The 16,830-nt window shown below is 62.3% G+C and carries 8 protein-coding genes; all 8 read left to right on the forward strand.

Features of this window, described 5'->3' with window-relative positions; all coding sequences use genetic code 11:
- Nucleotides 1-564 (forward strand): HNH endonuclease (locus tag ACWGPT_RS18375; RefSeq protein ID WP_452607084.1); only part of this gene is annotated, 564 nt, incomplete at its 5' end.
- Between the two features lie 686 nt (nt 565-1,250).
- Complete coding sequence (locus tag ACWGPT_RS18380; protein ID WP_452607085.1) at nt 1,251-3,068, forward strand: DNA cytosine methyltransferase; 1,818 nt, start codon at nt 1,251-1,253, stop codon at nt 3,066-3,068.
- A gap of 119 nt (nt 3,069-3,187) precedes the next feature.
- Nucleotides 3,188-5,551: a hypothetical protein gene (locus ACWGPT_RS18385; protein ID WP_452607086.1), complete on the forward strand. Its 2,364-nt coding sequence runs from the start codon at nt 3,188-3,190 to the stop codon at nt 5,549-5,551.
- A gap of 2 nt (nt 5,552-5,553) precedes the next feature.
- Nucleotides 5,554-7,605: a hypothetical protein gene (locus ACWGPT_RS18390; protein ID WP_452607087.1), complete on the forward strand. Its 2,052-nt coding sequence runs from the start codon at nt 5,554-5,556 to the stop codon at nt 7,603-7,605.
- A 2-nt stretch (nt 7,606-7,607) separates the two neighbouring features.
- Complete coding sequence (locus tag ACWGPT_RS18395) at nt 7,608-13,481, forward strand: DEAD/DEAH box helicase (RefSeq protein WP_452607088.1); 5,874 nt, start codon at nt 7,608-7,610, stop codon at nt 13,479-13,481.
- Between the two features lie 405 nt (nt 13,482-13,886).
- Complete coding sequence (locus ACWGPT_RS18400) at nt 13,887-14,498, forward strand: hypothetical protein (RefSeq protein ID WP_452607089.1); 612 nt, start codon at nt 13,887-13,889, stop codon at nt 14,496-14,498.
- Between the two features lie 39 nt (nt 14,499-14,537).
- Complete coding sequence (locus ACWGPT_RS18405; RefSeq protein WP_452607090.1) at nt 14,538-16,370, forward strand: AAA family ATPase; 1,833 nt, start codon at nt 14,538-14,540, stop codon at nt 16,368-16,370.
- Entirely contained in the window at nt 16,367-16,699 is a 333-nt protein-coding gene (locus tag ACWGPT_RS18410; RefSeq protein WP_452607091.1) for a hypothetical protein, read from the forward strand. Before ACWGPT_RS18405 ends, ACWGPT_RS18410 begins: the two co-directional genes overlap by 4 nt.
- The last annotated feature ends 131 nt before the right edge of the window (nt 16,700-16,830 follow it).

Raw genomic sequence — 16,830 nt, forward strand, 5'->3', positions numbered from 1 at the left:
AGCAAAAGGCGGATGGTCAGACGAAACAGGTGGGGGGTCAAAATTGGACGCCGGTCACCCCGCCAGAGGGGTCAATATTCCACGCCTAAACACACGAAACATGTCGATGATCGCACACAAGAGCTGCTCGACCTCCCGATCCAAGAGCAGGAACGTCGCATCGAGCAGATCCTCATGAACCGTAAAATCCGGGAGGCCGGCTTTCGCCGGAAGGTCTGTGATGCCTACGACAACCGTTGTGCGATCACAGGGCTGCGAATCGTCAATGGCGGCGGAAAGTCCGAGGCCCAGGCGGCGCATATTTGGTCGGTCGCCGAGGGCGGACCTGATGTCGTGCAGAATGGTATCGCGCTGTCGGCAACCGTGCACTGGCTCTTCGACAGGCATCTGATCTCGTTAACCGACGATTACCGCATCCTCGTTTCACACAACAAAGTGCCATCGGAGTTGCAGACGCTGTTTTCGAAGCAGATGGATCGGATACACCTGCCTGCGGATGAGCGACTGTGGCCGCACCCGGCGTACGTGGCGCGGCATAGAGAGAAGTTCAGCGGGATTGTTTAGGGCGCGATTCGACACCCGACGAGAAGTGGTTCTGGAAGCGAGCATCCGCATCACCGAGCGCCCGAGTGCTTTCTACAGCAGGATTTTCCTCAGGGGCGATCGAAACCACCCGGTTGGTAGTTCCCGTCGACGCATCCTCAGAGACTAACCGCGTCGCACGGAATTCACTGAATTCATTTTCGATCCGACGCAATTGCGTTGCTCGCATGTTGTGCTTCGCAGGGGCGAGGGGTGGATCCGCGAGCTGCAAGCTGCTGTCACCTTAGCGGCCTAAGCGAAGATTTCCCCGGTTTCCGGATGACTGCGTTTGATCAGGTCTCCTTCTTCCTTAGCTTTGCGGAACGTCGTGAGTGGATGTCGGATCCAGACCGAGCGGCCTTGGCACCTCGCTTAGCCGAGGAAGTACCCAATCCTTGCTCGGGTCCATGCGCGCGCTCCGACAATCTCCCACCCGAGAAGGCGGCGTCGACATCCGTCATGGGTGCGATGCCAAGGCAAGATTTCGCGTGCAGCGCCATTAAGCATCTGATCGAAGATCCTTGCGGATTTGCAAGTCTGCGTCCGGACAGTACTCACTGGGCGGACTCCTCTGTTCAGATACACGTATAAATTTAGTCCGGTCACTTCAAATGCTATCGCGAATGCAATTGGTCCTGATAGGGTACCGCGAGAAGTTTGGGGGAATCATGCAGACTGCTATCGATCTCTATTCCGGCTGCGGCGGAATGTCGGCTGGCGCTGCCATTGCAATCCATGATCTCAAAGTGAAATGGGCGCTCGATATTGACAAAAATGCGACGGCGACCTTCAAGAACGCTCATCCAGAAGCGCTAGTCGACTGCTGCGACGTCTCGCTGGTGTCGGCGACCGACGTGATTGAGCGCGCTGAAATTGAGAAGATCGACTGGTTCTTCGCAGGCCCGACATGCCAGGCCGTCAGCACGATGGGCGTCTTCCACCTCGATGATCCCCGCAACGCGCTCTTCGTACATTTCATCCGCTTGCTGGACGGTTTTACGGCGGCTGGACGGCGTCCGCAGCGCGTTATCATGGAGAACGTTCCGGGCGTCGTTTACGGCAAGAACCTCGTCATCGTGAAGGAACTGTTCACCCTTTTCGAGGATCGCGGTTACAACGTTTTCGCCGACGTCGTCAACATGGCGGACTACGGGCTGCCGCAGCTACGCCACCGCTTCATTCTCGTCGCGACCGTCGACGCCATCCCGCAGACATTCCCCCGCCAGACCCATGCCTCGTCCGCCGCGGAGGGGATGCCACCGTATGTAAGCGTGCGGGAGGCCATCGGAGATCTGTCGAGTTGCGCCACCGACAGGGAGTCCGTTGCGAACATCCCCGCCGCTTCGAGGCCCACCCCGTTCCAGCAGTTCGTTCGTGACGGGAATGGACGTGTGGCCAACCATCATGCCTACGAGCTTTCGGATCTGAACAGGAAACGGGTATCGAAAGTGCCGCAGGGCGGGAGCTGGAAGGACATCCCACGCGATCTTCTTCCCGACCGTTTCCGGCGCGTCCGTCTCACCGACTACGCGACCCTCTATGGCAGGCTCCATGAGGAGACCCCCGCCTACACGATCTCGGCAGGCTTCGGCAACGTCACGTCCGGATGCTTCACCCATCCGCATCACGACCGCGCGCTCACCGTGAGGGAAGGGGCGCGGCTCCAGGGGTTCCGCGACACGTTCGAGTTCCACGGCTCCCGAGATGCACAGTATCGGCAGGTGGGCAATGCAGTTCCCCCGTTCTTCATGATGCAGCTAGTCCAACACCTGCTGGACGGCGCAGAGGACGGCGTGCCGGCACGCATCACTTCCGAGGCCATTTCGAGCGGCCGCAGGCTTCCCCCGATGGTGAAGCGGTATCGTGACAAGAAGAACGATTCCAAAAGGTCGCGGGACGGATACGGAAGCGGCACCTACTGGCCGGCAGGCTGGGGCGAACCCATCCCCGCGGACGCAGTCGCCGCCAACGGCTACCGCATCAGCACCGCAGAACCCCGCTACCGCCGACGTGACGAATGGCGGGCTACCAGAGACAGGTTCGCCCATCAGGATCTTGTCGCGGTCTACGAGGAGCAGCGGCGCAAGGAGACACCGTCCGACAGCATGGTGACGTTCCCCCTGACCCGCGAGGGCGACGTGGACGCGATCGACCGGGCCATCGTCCAGCTTCTCGCGGTCGCCGCCGGACTGCCAGGCCGCATGGATATCGATGTCCCTGTCCGTTATGTCCGCGCCCGGCTCAGACTGCTCCACGACCAGCTCTCCGAAAGGTGCGTCGCGGATCTTCCGACGCTGTCCGTTCCAGACGATGGCGAGAACATCAGCGTCGGCGACCCGGCGGCGCCGCCGATGCCCGCCAGACTTACGTTCGAAGACACGGACATCTCCGGACGGACGTCGGCCCTGGTTCCGCATCTCGTCCTGAGATCGGCCACGAAGCTCCCTTGTCCGGCTCTTGCCGCGCAGCTTAGCAATCCGGGGTAGCTGTAGACGAGGCATCAACGAGGGTCCGGGGAGGGGACGGCTTGAGAAGTTTCGAATCTGAATGCATGGAGAGGTACTTCCTCGAGCCCGGCAGCACCGGGCCAATAGGGAGCATCTATGTGGCGGACGAGGATCTTCTCGAGATCTTCTCGGTCGATGACCTCTCTGTTGCGCGGCAGGCGCTTCTGAGGTCGCTTCCGCACATCTCGGTGCTCAGGGCGTGGTTCTCAGGTGAGTTCTCGCCGACGACAGGGAAGCCCCCTGAATACGTCAGAATACTCGTTTTCCTGTGCTGGATGCAGACGACTAAGACCCGCATCCGCGGCGATAGGGATTTCCGCGAGCTTCTCGAAAAGCAGTTCGGAGAGCGCTTCCAGGGCTCCAACATGAGCGGCCTCAACCGGATGTGGGAGCATCTGCGCGACTACCTGGCACGGGAGCATGCCATCGATCTGGTCCTGCCGGGCATCCATCCGCACAGCCAGATCGGCCGGACCCTCAGGATCGCCTTTCCGACATGGAGGGACCGTGCCGCGTTCCGAAAGCTCCGCGGGGCGCTGCCGGACGCTCTCCTTCTGGATCCGCTGCAGGTCTCGAACCGCATCAGAACCTCCAGGCATCTCATCGGCGAAACGATGCAGTCGTTCGAATACAACTTCGCCATGTTCGAACGCGCCCGCAAGCGGGGTGGACGTGAGTACATGGAGACGCCCTTCTGGCAGGCCTGGTATTCCATCGTCGCCGAGCAGGCCGCGCTGGAGGACCTCGAGGTGGCCGAGGGAGATTTCGGCGAGCATGAACTCTTCAGGGTCTCGCCTCTGGGCGATAGGGTCGCCATCGCCACGCCTGAAGAGGCGCTGCGCTACGTCCCGAAACCTCTGGCGAAGCTCATCCGAGGCGGAACCATCTTTCTGGAGAACCTCGGGTATGGCAGGTACAGGGCGTCATCGAGCACCGCCTCCAACATCCTGCTGATGCGGAGTTCGAAACTGCAGGAGTGCGACAAGGATGTCCTGCGATCCGTCAGGGGGCTGAACTCCGGCTGGGTGGTCGCGACCTTCCGTTTCCGCATCGATGACGGAGGAAGTCCCGACAGCACTCCCCGTGAATTCGCATGGCGGGACGGCATCAGGGTCGGCGGAGCCTACCTCGGACGCCCCCCCCTTGCTCCGCTCCTCATCGCGCCTCTGCAGAACACCGTCCGGGTGGAGAAGTCCGGGAAGCAGATCGAGATGACGCCGTGCGAACAGGGGCTTTCTCTGCCGCGCGGCATCCACTCGGGAACCTTCACCGCCCATTACCTTCGGGAGAAGAGGGAGGTCCTTCTCGTGCCGAGGGCCAACGAGGTGGGCGACATACGCCGTCTCGACTTCGATTTCTCGCGCGAGGTCTCCGAGGACGAATTCCACAGAGATACGGCTCCTTCGCCCGAGAGAGGCATCGAGAACTGGAATGGCGAGCGGGTTCCTCCCTGCGATGATCTGATCACGATCTCGGAAGCTCTCTACGAACGGAGCGCACGGGGCATGTCCTTCTCCGAAGCGATCGAGATTGTCCTCCGGGTGACCGCAGGTAGGAACGCTCCTTCAGAATGGGATCTGCTGAGGTCATTTGCGGATGCCGGATGGATCGAACTGACCCTGCTGCGCCACTTCCCCGCACGGCGGATACTCCAGAACCCCGTCGAGGCCGAATGCATTGGCGGAAACCTCGTCAGGATCTCCGGTCCCACTCCGATCGCCGTCGTCGAACGGCTGCATTCCGCCGCCGAAGCATCCGGAACCGTTGTCGAGATCTGGAACGGAGCCTCACCCTGGGCCCTTCCGCGCTACGTGATCAGATCCACATCCGAGCGCAGCCGCCAGGATTTCATCAGGAGGATGGCGATCCAGCAGAGGAAGGCTCCGCAGCCGGCCGTCCCTGACCTGGCGGACACGAACGGCGTGCACGGCTACGACGTAATCGGAAGGCTCGACGAGGACCGGGGCTATTTCGCCGTACGGTTTGGCGACGCAACTAAATCAGGACTCTACAGGCTCGAACGGAAGGAGTCGCGCAACCCGTTCCTCTACCGCTCCATCTTGAACGGGAGGCCGCCGCAGAACTACGTGTCCGCTTCGGTGGCGATCCTGTCCCATCATCTCCGCAATGGCGGCAACGTCTTCGTTCACCAGCACGGAGTCATCACATCGACCCGCCCGCGCCTACTGATGCCGTCGAGCTGGGCCAGATGGATGTCCGACAGGATCCTCTGCAATCCGGGGCCGATGCCGTCCGATGATAAATGGATGTACGCGTATCCCGTCGGGCAGTCATCCCTTGCTGCGCTCTCCGCGCTTGTCACGATCAGCGACGCCGCGGCTCCACTGGCTACGCCATGGGTGCAGCTCTTTCTCTCGTCAGCCTCGAACCGCGGACGGGCGGTGTACGACGGCAGAACCAGGACGGTGCATACCGTCCGCAGCATGTCCGGAAAGAGATAGGAATGTCATTGTCAGGTAAGACGGTCTACAGGGTCAGGCAGCTTGTCGCGAACGAAGTCGCCATCATTTCCGAGGTCAAGGAGGGCGAGTCGAACGGCGGCAAGGTGAGGGAGACCCGCGACACGCGCATGACCCTCGGAGGAGCCGATAGCTTCTGGCTCGTCGGCGGTGAGAAGAAGGAGAAGAAGCACCCTCTTCTTCAGGATGTGGGAGCGGCTCCTGCCTTCTCCAAGTCGATCCCCACGATGACTTCGCCCATGGCCACACTCATGAAAGGCGCATCGGTCTTCGATCTGCCGAGCCTGACGAATGACAACGCGGCTTCAGGAAAACTGGACGCCGTCTCCTTCGCCGCGGCGACCCGCCTGGAAATCGGCTTCAGTCCAGCCCCTGGGAATGACGACGCCACACTCTCCGAGCTGCTTCAGGGAACTCTGCGCGCGCCTCTCAAGACCCACGTCTCTGCAATCGAGATCCGGCCAGGGCAGTGGCTGAGGTCCGGTTTCGAGATCACGGCAGCCGGATGCTTCCGGCTCACTTCAATTTCACTGCGCGAAGTTCCGACGATCACCCTGGAGAACCGTCCTGACATGATCAGGCTCTCGAGCGGCGTAGTGGTGTTCGTATCCTCACCCAGATGGGGCGAGGCCAGGATCACCGACCTGCGGCCCCACGGCGAGATCATCGAGGCGGCTGACAGATGGCTTTCGCGGATCCGGTCGGCAGTGGATCTCGCTGGCTCCTCCATCTCTGCCCCGCCATCCGAAATCCTGCGGATGCTGGTCGACAGCAAGGTGAGCAGCGATGAAAAGGCGGATCTCGAAGCGGTTGCCGCGATCCTGTCGGAAAGGGAGGATCTCCTCGCCATTCTTCCCTCCATCATGGAGCGACACGCCACCTTCAGGGAGATGATGGCGACCTTCGAGGAGCGGGAGAAGACCCGCCTGTCGGCCGAGATCGACGAGAAGGTGAGGATCCAGAGCGAGGACGGTCTTTCCCGGCTGGCGGAACTCCGCCGACAGATCGCCGAGGCAGAGGCGAAGATCGAAACGTTCACGCACCGCGAAGCACTTCTGAGGTCGGAGACGGAGCGTCATGAAGAAGAACTGCGCCGCAGGATCGATAAAGCGGCGCTCTCCATCCGGGACGATGCCGACCTGGCGGCGCGGCAGCTTCGCGAGGAAGTCGCGCGGCTGAGGGAGGAAGTGTCGCAAGTCGCGGCCAAGGAGGACGCGCCGCGAGAAGAGGCGCATGACATTCCAGCCAGTGCCGCGGAAACAGCACCGTCGGCTCCCCCGCTCGCCAGCCCGGAGCAGCGGCAAGCGGCGTTGCGGGAGATGGCGGTCGCCACCGGTCTCTCCTCCTCGCAGGTCGCGGCAGTCATCGCGTCATCGACGGAGACGGTTCCGGTCATTCTTGGAGACGACGGCGCGGCGGCGGCAGTCGACATCGTCACCGCGCTAGCGGGGGAGAGGGCTGCGGTTGTCTTCTGCGACCCGACGCGTGTATCGCTCTCGGATCTTCTTCTCGATGAGAACTCGGGACTGCAGGCCGCCATCGACTCTGCGAGACGAAATCCAGAGGTAATCGCGGCCGCCGCCCTTTGCGGGATCACCAACGGCCCTTGCGAATACTGGCTGCCACAGATCGTTGAAATGAGGCGCGCCGGAAGGTTGCCCCGGAACCTCGCCATCGTCGCCAGCGCGGGAACCGATGGCACCAGAGTTCCGGTGCCGGGGTCTGTCCTTCGCCATCTCTTCCCCCTGACACCCGCCAACCCGGCACGTCCTGGTTCCGCAGTCCATCAAGGGGCGTGGCCAGCACCCGCAGCGGCAGAAAGGGAAAGGTTCGGAGAGGCGCTGGACGTTCTCGTCGACGCCGGACTGGAAGGGGTGGCGCTCCAGAAAGCAGCGAAAACGCTTGCCCGTGCACCCGAATGGATACGTGCATCCGATCTCGTTGACGTTTTCAAACGCCAGGCGGGGTGGCTCGAGGCGGCGCTCTCGGGGTCAGAACATGACGACAAGAAATATTTCGAACTCAAGGAGAGGTGAGCATGTTCGACCCCATCGGCGGCTTCAACAGGATGATCGAACAGTTCCTGGCTTATCTGGACACTGCATACCGCATAGACGATCCCCAGGTATCGGCACTGAGAAGAAGGCTGCTCTCCGAACCGGGACAGCTAGCTCTTGATCCGATCTTCGAGACGGTGCCACGCTATGAATCCGCGGGGTACGGCCTCGAAACCCTGATCGATGATCCGGAAGGTCGGCTCCCGCACTACACGCGAGACGAACGTCAGGCTTTCGTGGAGCTTGCACTGTCCGGCCTCTTCGACCGCGACAAGTCCAGCAGCGTCATCAAGGGGGCCTACTCGCCCTACCTCCATCAGGTCGAGATGCTCGAGAAGGGCGCGCGCGACGGAACCCCCGGCATCGTCACATCGGGCACAGGCTCCGGCAAGACTGAATCATTCATGCTGCCGATCCTCGCACAGCTCGCCCGCGAAGCGACGACGTGGCCAGCGCCGCTCCAGCCGCTCGATGACAACTGGCTGGAGAAGGGCAAGGAATTCAAGCATCACCGCCGGAACGAGCACCCCGACAGGCCGAAGGCGGTTCGCGCACTCATCCTCTACCCGCTCAACGCTCTGGTCGAAGACCAGATGGTGCGTCTGCGCAAGGCCCTCGATTCCGACGACGCGCAGGAAGTCATGGCGCGCCACTTCAACGGCAACCGAATCTTCTTCGGCCGCTACACGGGCAAGTCACCTGTCACCGGGTTCCTGCAGCATCCGCGCAAGGCCAAGGACGAGGCGTGGAAGAAACGCAACTCCCGCTCCCGCAGGGAGCTGAAGACCGAGCTGCAGCGCTACCAGTCCATCCAGCAGCGCCTCGTCGGCGACAACGATCCGGATCTTCGCTACATCTTCCCGACGACGGACGGCGCCGAGCTGATCTCCCGCTGGGACATGCAGGAAACACCTCCGGACATCCTCGTCACCAACCAGTCGATCCTCAACGCAATGCTGGTGCGCGAGGTCGATGACAAGATCCTGACGCAGACGCACGACTGGCTCATGGCGGACAATGATGCGCGCTTCTATCTCGTGCTCGACGAACTCCACCTCATCCGCGGATCCTCCGGTGCGGAGATGGCGGGCCTGCTAAAGGTGCTGCTGGAACGGCTCGGCCTGACAGACCCGGCCCACGCACACAAGCTCCGCATCCTCGCCTCGTCGGCATCGCTTCCCATGGACGAGGAGAATGCGGCGGCCAGCATCGACTACCTGAAGAACATGTTCGTTGACGCAGGCACCGCCGGAGCCGCCGACCTCGATGACGCCTGGCGGCAGAGCGTCGTCACGGGCCGCCCTATCGAAGTCCAGCGGCCGGAGGCCGTGCCCTCGCGCGAAAGCCTGGCGGATCTCGCCCGCGCACTGGAGGAACTCGACCATCGCCGTAACCCGAGAGAACTTCTCGCCCGCTTCCTCGCGGCGGCGGCCACCATTCCCGGTGCGGCTGGAAAGACGGAGGCTGCGCTGCTCGAGGAAGCCACGGCGACTGCGGCCGCCATGCTCGAGTTCGCCCTGCAGAACCCCGACAGGCCCGGAGCCAAATGCCCGCGCACGGTCGCCGACATCGGCAATGCGCTCTACGGGACCGATGACAGGCTCGCCGTCCGCGGCCTGCTTGCCCTGCGCGCGATCCCCGATCTTCCGTCAGAAGTGCTGCCATCCGAGCTTGCTCCACACCGTTCGGCTGTAGCGTCGCTACCCGGCTTTAGGATGCACTGCTTCGTCCGCAACATCGAAGGCCTGTTCGCCTCCATCCATCGCGACGAGGAGGGATCGGTCATCTGGGGAGCACCCGGTATCGAGCGCGGCCAGAACTACGATGGCGAGACGGATCTGGAAGGTCGCAAGCGTCTTTTCGAGATGCTCTACTGCGAAGCCTGCGGCGACCTCTATCTGGGTGGCAAGCGGGGCGAGGCCGATCCCGGCTCATCACGCAGGGTTTCGCTGCTTCCGGCTCCGCAGGAACTGGAGAAGCTTCCTGAAAGCGCCTCGTCCATCCGGTTCGAGGATGCAAGCTTCCGCGAGTTCGCTCTCTTCTGGCCGAGCCAGAGCCAGCCGGAGGTCGAGATCCGCCCCGGTCGAACGCCGTATCGCTGGACGCCGGGATACCTCAATCCGCGCACGGGCGTCGTAAGCGAAAACGAAGAGAGCGGCGATGTTCCCGGTCATCTGCTCCGCTGGTCTGGCACGGACGGCTTCCAGAGCCGCACGGTCGAAGACGATGGCACCGCAGTGCCATTCTGCTGTGCGAAGTGCGGCACCGACTATTCAGGTCGATATAGGGCCGCGAACTCCAAGCGGCGCGAGGGCCGACTATCGCCGATCCGGAGCTTCAGGACAGGTTTTGGCAAGACCTCCCAGCTTCTCGCGACCGAACTTGTTGCATCGCTGAAGTCGCAGGGCGGGGATGGCAAGCTCGTCGCCTTCTCCGACAGCCGCGAAGACGCGGCCAACCTTGCACTGGAGGTCGAAGTCCAGCACCAGCGCGACCTGCGCCGAGAGATCCTGATTTCCGAAGCAACCCGCATCGCGCTCGCCTATTCCTACGGGCCGCAGGACGAAGCCGAATACCAGCGCCTCAAGAGAGAAGTCATCGAACTAACGATAGAGGACAAGGGCACGGGCCATCTCCAGCCACTGCTCAATGCCCTCAAGAAGCGCAAGGACGCAGCCGGGAACCCGCCGAGCATCCCGCTGAAGGAGCTGTTCGAGTTCGAGCGGGACACGGTCGGCACCCAGACGCGGCCGATCCTGTCCGAACTGATGAAGCTCGGATCCACCCCGGTCGAGGGAGCCGACACCAAGCTCAACCGCATCAACAAGCGGCACGCATGGTACGAGTTCTTCAACCGCGACGGCGACGGCCATATCTCTTGGAAGCACGACGTCCCCGAAGAGCAGCTCAAGCTGATCCGGAAGGCGCGCGAGCGGGTACAGGACGAGCAGCCGCCGGATGCCACCGACCTGCTGTTCAGCAAGACATACTTCGCCCTCGAGGAGACCGGGCTCGGCTGGCCGAGCTTCTACGGACCCGAGGAATACACGGTTGAGAAGTCGCGCGATGACGCGATGCTGCGCATCTTCGCAGACGCCTACCGCATCACGCCGAACCAGTTCCAGGACATCACGAAGAACGCCTGGAGCAATGCATTCGACATGCTAGGCAGAGGCGACAACAAGTTCCGCCGCCTTATGGACAAGATACTCCAGCATCCCGAGCAGGAATGCGGCGCCTTCCTCGACAAGCTGCGCACCACGCTCGGACAGACCCGCGGCGACGGATCGATCGACATCAGCATGCTTCATTTCCGCGCCGCAGACCCTTCCGGACCTGCATGGCGGTGCACGCGCTGCGGCCGAGTCCATCTCCATTCAGGTTTCGGACGCTGCACGCGCTGCGGCGTGACGCTCTCCCGCCCTGAAGATCTGACCGCATCACAGATCACGTCGGGGAACTTTCTCGGACGCAGGGTGATGCGCGCGATCTCCAGCGGAGACAAGCTCTTCCGGCTCAAGTGCGAGGAGCTGACAGGCCAGACGAACAATCCTGGCGAACGGCTTCAGCAGTTCAAGGGCGTGTTCGTCAAGGAAGACGGCGAGAGCGACGAAGACTTCCGCTGGCGGAAGCTGTTCGAGACGTCCGACCTCATCTCTGTCACGACCACCATGGAGGTCGGCGTCGACATCGGATCCCTCCAAGCGGTGTATCAGGCCAACATGCCTCCGCAGCGCTTCAACTACCAGCAGCGTGTCGGTCGCGCAGGCCGACGCGGACAGGCTTTCTCCACGGTTCTCACGGTCTGCCGGAGCAAGAGCCACGACATCCACTACTTCCACAATCCGATCGAGATCACCGGATCGGCTCCGCCCCCGCCATTCATCACGACCGGACTGACCGACATCCCGTCGCGTCTACTGCGCAAGTTCTGGCTGGTCGAGGCATTCCGCATTCTCCGCGAGGAGGCCGGGAACGCATGGGCAGGGGACGACATGGTTCCCGGCGACATCCATGGCGAGTTCCTCTATTGCCGGGAGTATTTCAGGCAGAACGCGGGCTGGCGGGACCGACTGGCCGACGCGCTGGAACGGACGGAGCACCGCCGCATCCGGCTGGCGACCATCCTCGCCGCGGTGTCCGGGTGCGAGGTGCAGAGGATCCTGGACAAGGTTTCGGCCGAAACCGTCCTCGCCGATATCGACAATCTGGCTGATGAGTTCGACCAGCAGGCTGTGGGCATTGCAGCGGCATTGTCGGAACGCGGCCTCCTGCCGCTCTACGGCATGCCGACCCGGTCGCGCGATCTCTACGTGGAGCTCAAGAAGGCGAATGGGAAGGGCAACTTCGAGGCTGAATGGGACACCATCGACCGCGATCAGGACATGGCGATCTTCGACTTCGCGCCCGGCAGCGTCCGCACCCGCGAGAAGCTCCGTCACCGCTGCATCGGCTTCACGGGCGTGCTTCTCGATCCCGATCAGCATGCGACGAATTTCGATGGCCCGGTCAGCCCGATCTCGGACTGGAAGAAGGACGACTTCCATCTCCGGTTCTGCGGCCAGTGCGGCGCGTGGAGCCGGGGCACCGAGCACACCACCACCTGCCACGCCTGCGACGCTCCTCTTTCTGACACCGCGATCCGGTGCATCACGCCGGCCGCCTACCGCACCGAGCTGATCCCCACTGACGAGAACCTTGCGGCCAAGGTGGGCCAGCGCATGACGCTCGCAAGTCTGGGAAGACCCGACGAGACGAAGACAGACGCCAATCTCAGCGTGAACTTCGCCGAGCAGTCGGAAATCTTCCTCGTCAATCCCGGCTTCAGGGACGATACGGACTTCACCGGGTTCGAGGTGCAGGAGGTGGTAGACACCAACACGCAGCGCATCTGGTGGTGGGCCGACAAGCCCCTTCTGAAGCTCTCGGGGCAGGCCATTGCCACCGATGTCCTCGCCGATGACCAGAACGGCCGATACAGGGCTGTCGAGGAGCCGTCGGTCAGCGCCTGGCTCGCCTCCACCAAGGTCACCAACTCCCTCCAGATCGGACCGGTCAAGATCAACCCCAACCTTCGCCTGCTCGACATGGACATCGGCCTCTCCATGGGACGACGCGACCCGTCCCGCACAAGCGTCCGCGCCGCGGCAATATCGGCGACAGAGATCATCGTCCAGCGCGCAGCCCTCGATCTCGACATCGCCCCGGAGGAATTCGACGCGCTGGCGCCGAACATCATGATCTCTCCGAGCGGGGAGCGTCTGCCATATCTCCAGATATCGGACGCGCTGCCGAACGGCTCCGGCTTCTGCCGACACCTTCTGGGTGACAGCACAATTCCGGTCTCCGCCCTGATCCACAGCATCCTCGATGAAGAAGGGGCATGGCCGAGAACGGACGTCGCCAACACCGATCACATGAAGCGGTGTGGGTCCTCCTGCTACAGGTGCCTGCAGAGGTATAACAATAGGAATTTCCACGGTTTACTCGACTGGCGGCTGGGGCTTTCCTACCTGCGAGCGATGGTCGATCCCTGCTACGAGTGCGGGATCGACGGGGACTACGGCCACTTCGAACTCGGCGACTGGCCGTCGGCAGCCATGGACCTTGCGCGTCAGACCAATACGTTCATCCCCGGCAACACGGTCTCGAGCGTGAAGGGGAGGCCCGATATCCCGATCTTCTCCCTCAACGAGCACAACAGCCATTGGGGCGTGCTCGTCTATCCCCTATGGGACGCGAAGAAGCTTATCGACCGACTGGATCTCGGTCGAAACTACGTCCCTGTCGACAGCTTCGAATTGTCCAGGCGCCCGCTTCACGTCCTGCAACGAGCGCGCGCTGCTGCCGGGTGAGGGTTCGCTGCTTTATATTCTTCGACGGTCGAAACGATCCTCCTCATGTTCGCTTCGACCGCCTCATGCTCCCAGAATCGAAGAGTTGTCCAGCCCATGTCGGCGAGGTGACGGGAAAACGGCGGCAAGGTTAAGGGAAACGTTCCCGCACACCCGATGGAGCGACAACTTGGACCGTTTTCTGAGCTACGGCGCGACGCCGCACCTAAGACGGCTGGCGTCGAAGCAGGGCGAACGAGGCTATCTTCCGATGTCCTATAATGATGCGGCAACGCGTTGACACTGCGTCAGGCGTTCGCTATATGTTCCAGCATGAACCAAGTCCTGCGAATATACAGCATACGTTGACCTTCACCGCCGCTCCGCCAGCGGCAGAAGCTCCTCGTTATGTGGATATAGCAGATGTTGGACAGGATTCTCGCAGATAGGCGCCACCTCGATGCCGTGTATCGCCAGGCGTCGGTCAAGCAGTTCTTTCCCAAGGCGACCGTTCGATGCCCGGACGGTCCCGTTTTCAGAACACAGCTCGCGCGCGACCTGGCGTGTCTTCTGGACGTCGATGACGAAGTCGGAGCATGGTCACCCGTCTGTTTTGGCGTATTCCTCGACGGGCGTCTGCACGTCCCCGACTTCATGGTCGACTATCTGGACGGCAGGCGGGAGTTTCTTGACGCCGTGGAGATCGGAGGAGATCCTCTTGTTACCGAGACGCTCGCCTGCATGCGTCGTCACCATCGCTTCGTCCCTCGGATGGAGATCGAGGAGGGCCACCGACTCCAGAACGCCAAGGACCTGCTTCGCTATTCCTGCAGAAGGACGCCGCTGAACGACCGGATCAGGCTGCTGGCGGCGCTGGACGAGACGGGGTCTCTTACCATCGCCGAAACATTAAATCTGTTTCAGGAGACGCGCCCGATGGCGGCGATCTCCTGGATGATCCTTCATCGGTTCATCAGCGCCGACCTCGACGCCGCTCCGCTCGGGCCGGAGACCGCCATTCGTCGTTTCCAACGCTGAGGTTCGGCCATGAACGCGCGAAGCAGAAGTCGCCGACCGGTGACGTTGGAAGATGTCGCATATGGTATCGCACTGAAGAAGGCGGCTCGTGTCGGCGGCGCCTTCCGGCAGCATGCGCGCCAGGTCGTCATCATTCTGAAACTTCCGGAAGGTGCCGTACCACACCGGTACGAGGCCGCCGCAGTTGTGATGTTGGGGGAGATGGAGGCGCTGCACAGGCTCGGCGTCGTCGTGCCGAGGGCCAACCGGAAAGGAGTGCTTGACACCGCCGCGGTCGAGGATCAGATCCAGACCGGCTCGTCACTGCTCGTTCTTTGGCCTCCGGGGCACGTCATCCCCAGGAGCATTGTCGTCGCCGCGGACCATCTGTTCGATGTCGATCCGGTCCGTCCCTTTCATCTCGTCGCCGCGGCAAAGGCGGTGCTCGGCTACAGCGTCGGCCTTGCCGACGCTACGAGGATCCTCGAGCACCCGCCGGAAGTCGTGTTCGCCGCCCTTCGTCCAGGTAGAGAGCTGGATGTTGTCCTGGACCGGCTGCAGCAGGCCACGACTATCCGAAGCTCGTATGAAGCCATTCGGCTCGAAGATATGGCTGGATACGGGGAGGCCAGAGACTGGGGTCTTTCCCTCGCGACCGACATTGGTCTCTGGAAGCAGGGCCGCATTTCTTGGCAGGACGTCGATCGCGGTATTCTCCTGAGCGGGCCGCCGGGAACCGGAAAGACGCTCTTCGCAGGCGCTCTCGCCAGCACTTGCAACGCCCATCTTGTCGCTGCGTCAGTAAGCCGATGGCAGTCTGCCGGACATCTCGGGGACACCTTGGCCGCCATGAGAGCCAGCTTTTCGGAAGCGGCCACCAGGAAGCCGTCAATCCTTTTTCTCGACGAACTAGATTCCATTGGCAACCGTGCCACCCTCTCCGGAAGGGACGCAATCTACTGGACACAGGTAGTCAACTCCCTTCTAGAGCTTGTGGACGGCCACGAACGCCTCGACGGCGTAGTTGTCGTGGGCGCGACCAATCACCCGGAGGCGATCGACCCGGCTCTAATGAGGTCCGGCCGACTCGACCGCCATATCCGAATCCCGCTTCCGGATGCGGAAGCCAGACGGCATTTCGCCCGCACCTACTTCGGCGATCATCTTATGGAAGATGAGCTAGTTGCGATCTCCGTCGCGACGGCCGGCTTCAGCGGCGCAGACTTCGCCAAAGTCGGGAGGGAAGCGAGGAGAGAAGCGCGCCGAACTGGCGCACCAGTCACTGCCGACACTATCCTCCGCAACCTGCCGCAGACCTTCCGTATCGAAGGAACTCGCAGGCGCGCCGTCAGCATTCACGAAGCCGGCCATGCGATCGTGGGTGTCCATCTGAAAGTCGGTGAACTGGAGTTCGCTGCGGTGCCCTGGGAGGTCCGCGGCGCGCAACCGGTCGGCTTCGCTCACTTCGAGATCAAGAACGATAAGGAACGCGACCGGATGTCCTATCTCGACCAGGTCGCTATGTTGCTAGGTGGTCGGGCGGCCGAAGAAGAAGTTCTTGAGACAGCGTACGTGGGCGCAGGCGGCGGAGAGGGCTCGGACCTGCACCAGGCGACCGATCTCGTTACTTTCATGGAGATCCAACTCGGGATGGGGGAGGGCATTTCTTACCTCGATGCCAAGACGCCCGCCGATAGGGATCGGATTCGGCGGAGCAATAGGGTTGTTGCCGCTCGGGTGGAACGCGTGCTCTCCCGCGAGATGACGAGGAGTCGGGAGATCGTCCGAAAATATCGTCAAGCCGTCGAAGCAGTTGCCGAGGCTTTGGAAACGAAGGGCCACGTCTCCGGAGAGGAGGTCGCCCGGCTCCTGTCGGGGGAGGCTGAGCCATGACTGATCTGCTATGGAAGCTAGTCATCAAGGGCCTGAAGTCAAAGATCGACCCGGACAGGAAGCGGTTGATGGAGAACGTCCTCCGTGAGCAGGCGGGGGAGGAGGTCCCTTTGCGAACGGCAAGGAGGGGCTTCCTTCTGATGGCGTTAGATGCCCTTGGCGGGAGGCCGAGGCTCGTTGCCGTTCATGGGGACGGCGTCGTCGTGATGATGGCGCTGGAAGACCTTGTGGAGGTTTTGGCGGAGCCGGCGCCGACCCTGGCCGAGGTCCTCGCTACGGCGTCGGTCGGCTCGCATGCGCTCCCCGAAAGGTGGTCTGCGAAAGACTAATGGGTCGAGCCGGGCAGTGACTTTGTCGCCGCAGGCTCAACAAAGCTCCATCTGCTACGTACCTCCAGCACGGCGCCCGCTTGGGCGGCGCGGTGGTCGCCGTCCCCGCTTCGCGGAATACGCCTTTATTC

This window comes from Pseudorhizobium sp. NPDC055634, assembly GCF_053618655.1.